Origin of the sequence: Methylomonas sp. Kb3, assembly GCF_002834115.1 — a bacterium.
GTDB lineage: Bacteria > Pseudomonadota > Gammaproteobacteria > Methylococcales > Methylomonadaceae > Methylomonas > Methylomonas defluvii.
Map to the genome: position 1 here is coordinate 1 of NZ_PIZT01000035.1, position 5,922 is coordinate 5,922.

Consider the following 5,922-nt stretch of genomic DNA (forward strand, 5'->3'; position numbering starts at 1 on the left):
AGTCGCAGATTCGTTCAGCGACGGGAAAAATTGCCGGTGGCGAAGCCCGTGTCGAAACCCAACACGATCGTAACCTGGCCGAGCGTGAACAAAATTCAAGAGAAGGCTTTGGTCAATTGGCGAATGTCAAAGCGGAGCACTTTAGACAATCGATTGCGGCAGCGGCTAATGAAACACCTTCAGTTGCAGAGGCTTCGTACAATTATCTGGGGGGTAGTCTTTATAACTCCGCGAAAAATTTGGAAGCATTAGGATCGGTTAGTAACCAACATATCAAGGAGTTTGCAGAATATGTTCAACAATCTCAAGCGCAAGGAATGGGAATTTGGGATTCAATAAAATTTGCTTCAAACCAATCGTATTCTGGATTTAAGGAGGCTTCTCAAGTATGGGCAAATCAAAGAGTAAATGAGGTTACAGATAAATTAACTCCGACTCAGCAAACTTATTATCGTGCCGCGATGTTTGAGGCGTTTGCGGGGATTGCTGTTGCTGGCGAGTATGGCGGCAACCTTGGTATCGCTAGAAGCCAGTTGATAGAAGAGGAAGGCAGTGTCGAAGGTAATGATATCGCCAAGCTACTTAAAAGTGCGGCTGGTCAAGGCCGCGTGGACCTTATTGATCAGATTGGGAATTACAATCGGGCGCGAGGCCGCATAAACTATTAACTTTCAATGAGAGAGACTTTTGGCGGCTGCAAAACCGGCCAGTATCCATCGAGCTATCATCAGAAAGGAAGCCGTCATGACGTAACGGGTTAGATCATCTCTAACATACGGAATCAGAATTGCGATCAAACCTATAGCGGACCAATAATGGCTACTGTTGTGCGATAACTGTTTCGCAATGAATTCGATCGTTTGATAAAAAAGTTCAGCTAGGCCGAAAGCGCTGAAAATGATGCTACCGAATATCCCAAGGGCTTCCATTTCGTTAGGCAATATTTCCATCGTTGCAAGGAGCCAAATCAAACCAAAGCCAACGGTTACCAAAGCTATTCGTTTAAAAGCATCGAATGAAAGGGACTTTTGTGAAAAACGCTGTAAAAATTGTCTAACTCCGCTCGGAAACCGTGCAAACGTAGCGCCGCAGAAAGGGCAAACTGACTTGACTGGTCGGCCATAGTAAACGACCACTCTCGGCACCATGGATCGGTTGCATTCGGGACAATCGACAGTTGCATGATGGCCCTTAAACATTGAGTGATTTGATCGAGTTTGAATCGATTGGTTGGGCCGTTTGAACCGATCTGGCAGTGATGACTGTGAAGACATTGTATTCTCCATTCTTAAGCGGTTGGGCAATCCTACCGCGATTGAGCTAACGTTCCAAGTCGGTTATTTAGATCAGAACTATTTCAACAAGGCAAAGAAAGATGACCTGCATATCGAACGGTTTACTCGCCGACACTTGCCAGAATTTTGTTGATCACGGTAGCCGAAATCCGAAAATCCGATCGATGCAAAATTTCAAAAGTGGCTCGAGCAGACGAAATCAAACCTTGCTTTTTGGCCTGTCCGATGACGGCGGCAGTACCTGCGACATGTAATTGATATTCTTTGGCCACAGCCCGGCCGGCACGTTCATCCATGATCAGCAAATAGTTTTGGGGTGACGACAGCGCAATGTTGATGCAATCTGTTTCTCCGGTGTCCAGATCAATGTCCAAATGTGGTGTTATGGATTCATGCCATACCGTTAGCCAACCTGAATCAAATGCGTGAACCAGCGCTTGTTCACCTGGCACCGATTTGCCCGGTAACACTTCTTGTTTCACCGATTCGGGTACGAAAACCTGGCCAAATAACTGGGGCAGCCAGATTAAACCCTCCACCAACGCCAGTCCGATCAATGGGCTGGCATCGACAATTACTTTTTTGGTCATCCGCGATCAGGCTTGGTTGAGCCACTGGTCCAGAGTGTCCAAATCATCCTCGACTTCATCAGCCGTTTGCTCGATGACGGAAATACCCAGGCGCGAGACGTGCGCAATAAAGTTTGCCAACGGCATATCGGCCAGTTTAGCGGAGCGGGCAAGGGACAGGTTACCGTCCTTGAAAAGTGCCGTTGCCAAGGCTTTACGCACGCCCGGCATTCCAATGATTTTGGCGGCTTTGAGGCCGACCATCACCGCGTCTGGTTCGTTTCGATTCATAACCAAGACCATATCCTCGTGAGCCATGCGCAGAGCTTCGCTGGGGTTGTTCTTTAGACCGCTGACATTGACCGTTTTCATAGTCTGATTACATAGGAAGATTGGATAGGTGGATTATAATCCTCTAAATGAAAATTGCTGCATAAAGTTTTCTCCCTGGACAATGATCTCCTATGTGGCCAAGACAACGTTGCTCCTAGGAGCCTGTCGGACTTTAGCGCAGTAGATCTAACCGCGACATCGGTTTGGTAAAATAAGGAGGGTCAAAAGATCAGATATACGGAGCCTGTGATGAGTCGATTCATTCCCGTCAACCGCCATCAACTTTACGTGCTACCGCCTTCGGTGGACGAATGGCTGCCGGAGGCTCATCTGGCCCGTTTTGTTGTCGAAGTCATCGAGCAACTGGATCTGAGCCAATTAACCAGCCGTTACCAGGGACGCGGCAGTGCGGCCTATCATCCCTCGGTGTTGCTGGCGCTCCTGGTGTACGGTTACGCCACCGGCGTGTTTTCCAGCCGTAAGATCGAACGAGCGACCTACGATTCGGTGGCGTTCCGTTTCCTGTCCGCGGATACGCATCCCGACCACGATACGCTGGCCCATTTCCGCAAAACCTTCCTGATCAAGCTGGAAGATCTGTTCGTCCAGGTCCTCAGCCTGTCCCAAGCGATGAAGTTGGTGAAACTGGGGCAAATTGCGCTGGACGGTACGAAAGTGAAGGCGAACGCCTCCAGGCATAAAACCTTGTCCCACGGTCACATCGAAAAGCTGGAAGCGCAGCTGCGGAACGAGGTCCAGGTCTTATTACAAAAGGCCGCCGAAACCGATGCGGCGGACGACCGCGACGGTCTGGACTTGCCGGCCGAACTGGCGCGGCGTGAAGACCGATTGAAAGCCCTGCGCGATGCCAAAACCCAGATCGCCGAGCGGGTCAAGCCGCGCGATGAGCAGGCACAAAAGGAGTATGAGGCGAAGATTGCCCGCCGGGAAACCGGGCGGCAGGCCGGCAAAAAGCCCAGAGGGCCGGAGCCCAAGACCCCGGAAATAGGCCCCAAGCCTGACGACCAAATCAACCTGACCGACGAAGAATCTCGCATCATGCCCAGTCATGAAGGCTTCGTGCAAGGCTATAACAGCCAAGCCGCCGTCGACGCCGACACGATGCTGATCGTCGCCACCCGCGTCACGCAACAGACCAACGATCAGCAACAAGTCGAACCGATGTTGGCCGAGCTGAAAAAACTCCCCGAGACGTTGGGCCAAGTCGATGCCCTGCTGGCCGACACGGGCTACTTCAGCGCCGCCAACGTTCAGGCTTGCGAACGAAGCGGCATCAAACCTTTGATCGCCATGGGCCGCGACAGCCACCCTGTGCCCCTGGCTGAATATCTGGCGGCCGACGCGCCGAAACCCAACACCGGCGACCCGGTGGAAAACATGGCCTGGTACCTGAAAACCCGCGAAGGCAAGGCCCGCTATGCCAAGCGCAAATGCACGGTGGAACCCGTATTCGGGATCATCAAGCAGGTACTGGGCTTTCGCCAGTTCTCGCTACGCGGACTGGACGCGGTAACCGGGGAATGGAAGCTGGTGGCGATGGCGTTTAACCTGAAACGGATGTATGCGCTGGCCGGGGCATAAGCCCCGCCGAACTCAATGATAGGGTTGCATGCCGTCGAATAACCCAAGGGGAGCACGTCTACATCAATTCTCAAGACCGGCTGAGTAACTTTACGACAGCTTGAGGGCTTCGATCATTTGGCTGACGCCAAATTTTCGGCTTAAAAAAACTTAAGTCCGACGGGCTCCTAGGATCAATTAATCGGTGATGATTCTGGTTTTAGGGATTTGGCTTAGCATGCACATTTGGCAGACTTGCGGGTACTTACAGCCATGAATGACCAAATAGGGCGTATGGCAGGTCGTACAGCAAGGTAATTCAGCGAGTCCGTCTCTCAGGGCTTCGACGATAATCCAGGCTTCATCGAAATTTGCAGGCCGTATGCGGCCAAACGGCCGGCGTTCCTGAATATGGTTTGGGTAGAATTTACAAAAAGTGTCCCAGGCAAATACCATGGCATTCAGGTCTATTTCCGCTCTGATAGCGCCTGAGCAAGCGCTTCGATAGATTGAAGCAAATAGGGCCATGTAAAGAAACGACTCGCGTGACTGCGGCATTGACGTAATGCTGGGGATCAGTCCCGCCACTGGGCTTTCGCGGTGCAGCGAAAAGTAAAGGTTACACAATTCTTTGGGGCGCAGGGTTTTGATGACCCGGCTGGCCAATTTGGTACGCAACTTTCGTTTCAGTGATTGATAGGCCCAATACTGATCTTTGAGTCGAGCAGCAAAAGAGCAATGGTTGCTCATGACTCTGGTGAATGGGGGGACAAAAGCGTTAGGAGTTCGACAGTCCGCGCGGCAAGTGCTTCGGGGTCTTCGGTTTTTTGGACGTCTAGGAATTTGCTCCATTTGTGGGTGTTGAAACGGGGGGCAAAGGTTAGGCAATCACTTCGAGCCAGGCTCTTCAACTGTTCGAGTGGCATCTTTCTGAGCAACGACACCGCTTCGGTCGTGAGACCTAAGCAGAACATGGCTTTCTGTTCGCTGCCGGAAAAAATTAAGGATTGAGCGACGATGAGGTAGTCGAGATTGAGTTTGTAGAGATTTTCGTCCATTCAGGAATCCTTGATGGACTAAAGAATCGCTCGGATCTGATCAGCCAAGGCAATCACTTTTTGCCCATACTGGATGGCGGCCGGCTCGTTTTTCCAACTGTAATATCGGCCTATGCCATGTGCAAGATTGTCAGGCACTGATTGGATGGCCTCGGAGAGTATGCTTGCGCCGATTTCGAGATTGGTGCCTGGTATCAAGAGTTGCTCTGGTTTCGCAACACGGTGGCCATGCCATCGCAGATTCACCTGCATAATGCCGACGTCGATATTGCGCTTGCCTTGCTCCAACATTTGATTGAGTAAGGCTTCTGCCTCCTGCTGACTGCCGGGAATAAAGACGTTGCCTGCGTTATTGATGGCCCAGGGCCAGGGTATGACTCGATTCTGTGCGCCGTTTTTTCGCGATTCCGTGAGCGCAACGGCATACAGAATATAGGGATCAATGCGATGCCTACGACCTACTTGCCCCCACAGCGTGTTTTGTAATTTAGTGTTTGATGCCAGGGACTGTTGGCTGTTGCCATTCGCTTGAATGGAATCAGCAGCCATTGATTCCATGGGTTGGCTGATGATGCAAAAGCCGCCCATCATGCCAATCCGAAGATGCTTAACAACGTTTTGAAATGGAAACTTATGCTTAAGATTTTTTGAAGGAACAATGAACATCGCAAGCTCGCCATAATGGTCTTGAGGCGAGTTTACGACGATGCCAAAAATTCTATATGTTCGAAAAACCACTCTTTAAGCTGTTTTTCGCCCATCCTCTGAATTTGGCCTTGTTTTTTTACTTAATCTTATGAACGGAAGGAATCCTTGTTACCCGGAGCGCCCCTATCATACTGACCGTCAAATAGGTGAAAGACAAACCATCGTTCTACAACCCAAGCAAGCCTCGATATTGACCAGACAGGAATAGGAACGGCGGTTTTTGGCGGGTAGGTTGCGGGAGATGGTTAGGTTGAATGATAGGGGCTGTTGCCTTTTTACATCGGTAACCATGTAGTGGTCTAATAAAAATGGACACCCAGATAAATGCACAAGCCAGGGCGATAGCACCTTCAAAATTGCGTTTTAGTTTGTCATATC

8 protein-coding genes and 1 pseudogene are annotated in these 5,922 nt (G+C 50.5%); 2 read left to right on the top strand and 7 right to left on the bottom strand.

Annotation, left to right across the window (positions count from 1 at the left end):
• Positions 1–668 (top strand): annotated as a pseudogene (locus CWO84_RS24455) (conjugal transfer protein TraG); the annotation flags it as partial.
• 3 nt (positions 669–671) lie between these two features.
• On the opposite strand, the gene CWO84_RS14930 reads toward CWO84_RS24455, so the two are convergent.
• The 3 genes from CWO84_RS14930 to CWO84_RS14940 all read right to left on the bottom strand — a co-directional run bounded on the left by CWO84_RS14930 (position 672) and on the right by CWO84_RS14940 (position 2,236).
• Positions 672–1,274: a hypothetical protein gene (locus CWO84_RS14930; RefSeq protein ID WP_133120699.1), complete on the bottom strand. Its 603-nt coding sequence runs from the start codon at positions 1,272–1,274 to the stop codon at positions 672–674.
• 122 nt (positions 1,275–1,396) lie between these two features.
• On the bottom strand, positions 1,397–1,885 hold the full coding sequence (locus tag CWO84_RS14935) for a DUF3368 domain-containing protein (RefSeq protein WP_101053520.1): 489 nt from the start codon (positions 1,883–1,885) through the stop codon (positions 1,397–1,399).
• 6 nt (positions 1,886–1,891) lie between these two features.
• Positions 1,892–2,236, bottom strand: coding sequence for a UPF0175 family protein (locus CWO84_RS14940; RefSeq protein ID WP_033159614.1), 345 nt, complete (start codon positions 2,234–2,236; stop codon positions 1,892–1,894).
• A gap of 210 nt (positions 2,237–2,446) precedes the next feature.
• Between CWO84_RS14940 and CWO84_RS14945 the strand changes: the two genes are divergently transcribed.
• A complete protein-coding gene (locus tag CWO84_RS14945) occupies positions 2,447–3,799 on the top strand; it encodes an IS1182 family transposase (RefSeq protein WP_033159613.1) in 1,353 nt (450 codons plus the stop codon).
• Positions 3,800–3,976: 177 nt separating this feature from the next.
• Here the strand turns inward: CWO84_RS14945 and CWO84_RS14950 are convergent, their stop codons facing one another.
• The 4 genes from CWO84_RS14950 to CWO84_RS24680 form a co-directional block, all read right to left on the bottom strand.
• Positions 3,977–4,528 carry a FlhC family transcriptional regulator gene (locus CWO84_RS14950; protein WP_101053522.1) on the bottom strand — a complete coding sequence of 184 codons (552 nt, stop codon included), beginning with the start codon at positions 4,526–4,528 and terminating at the stop codon, positions 3,977–3,979.
• On the bottom strand, positions 4,525–4,836 hold the full coding sequence (locus CWO84_RS14955; protein ID WP_033159611.1) for a flagellar transcriptional regulator FlhD: 312 nt from the start codon (positions 4,834–4,836) through the stop codon (positions 4,525–4,527). The genes CWO84_RS14950 and CWO84_RS14955 overlap by 4 nt, the downstream gene beginning before the upstream one ends.
• 18 nt (positions 4,837–4,854) lie before the next feature.
• Entirely contained in the window at positions 4,855–5,502 is a 648-nt protein-coding gene (locus CWO84_RS14960) for a transglycosylase SLT domain-containing protein (protein WP_101053523.1), read from the bottom strand.
• A gap of 208 nt (positions 5,503–5,710) precedes the next feature.
• A partial coding sequence (locus CWO84_RS24680; protein ID WP_205800389.1) for a hypothetical protein occupies positions 5,711–5,922 on the bottom strand: 212 nt, incomplete at its 5' end.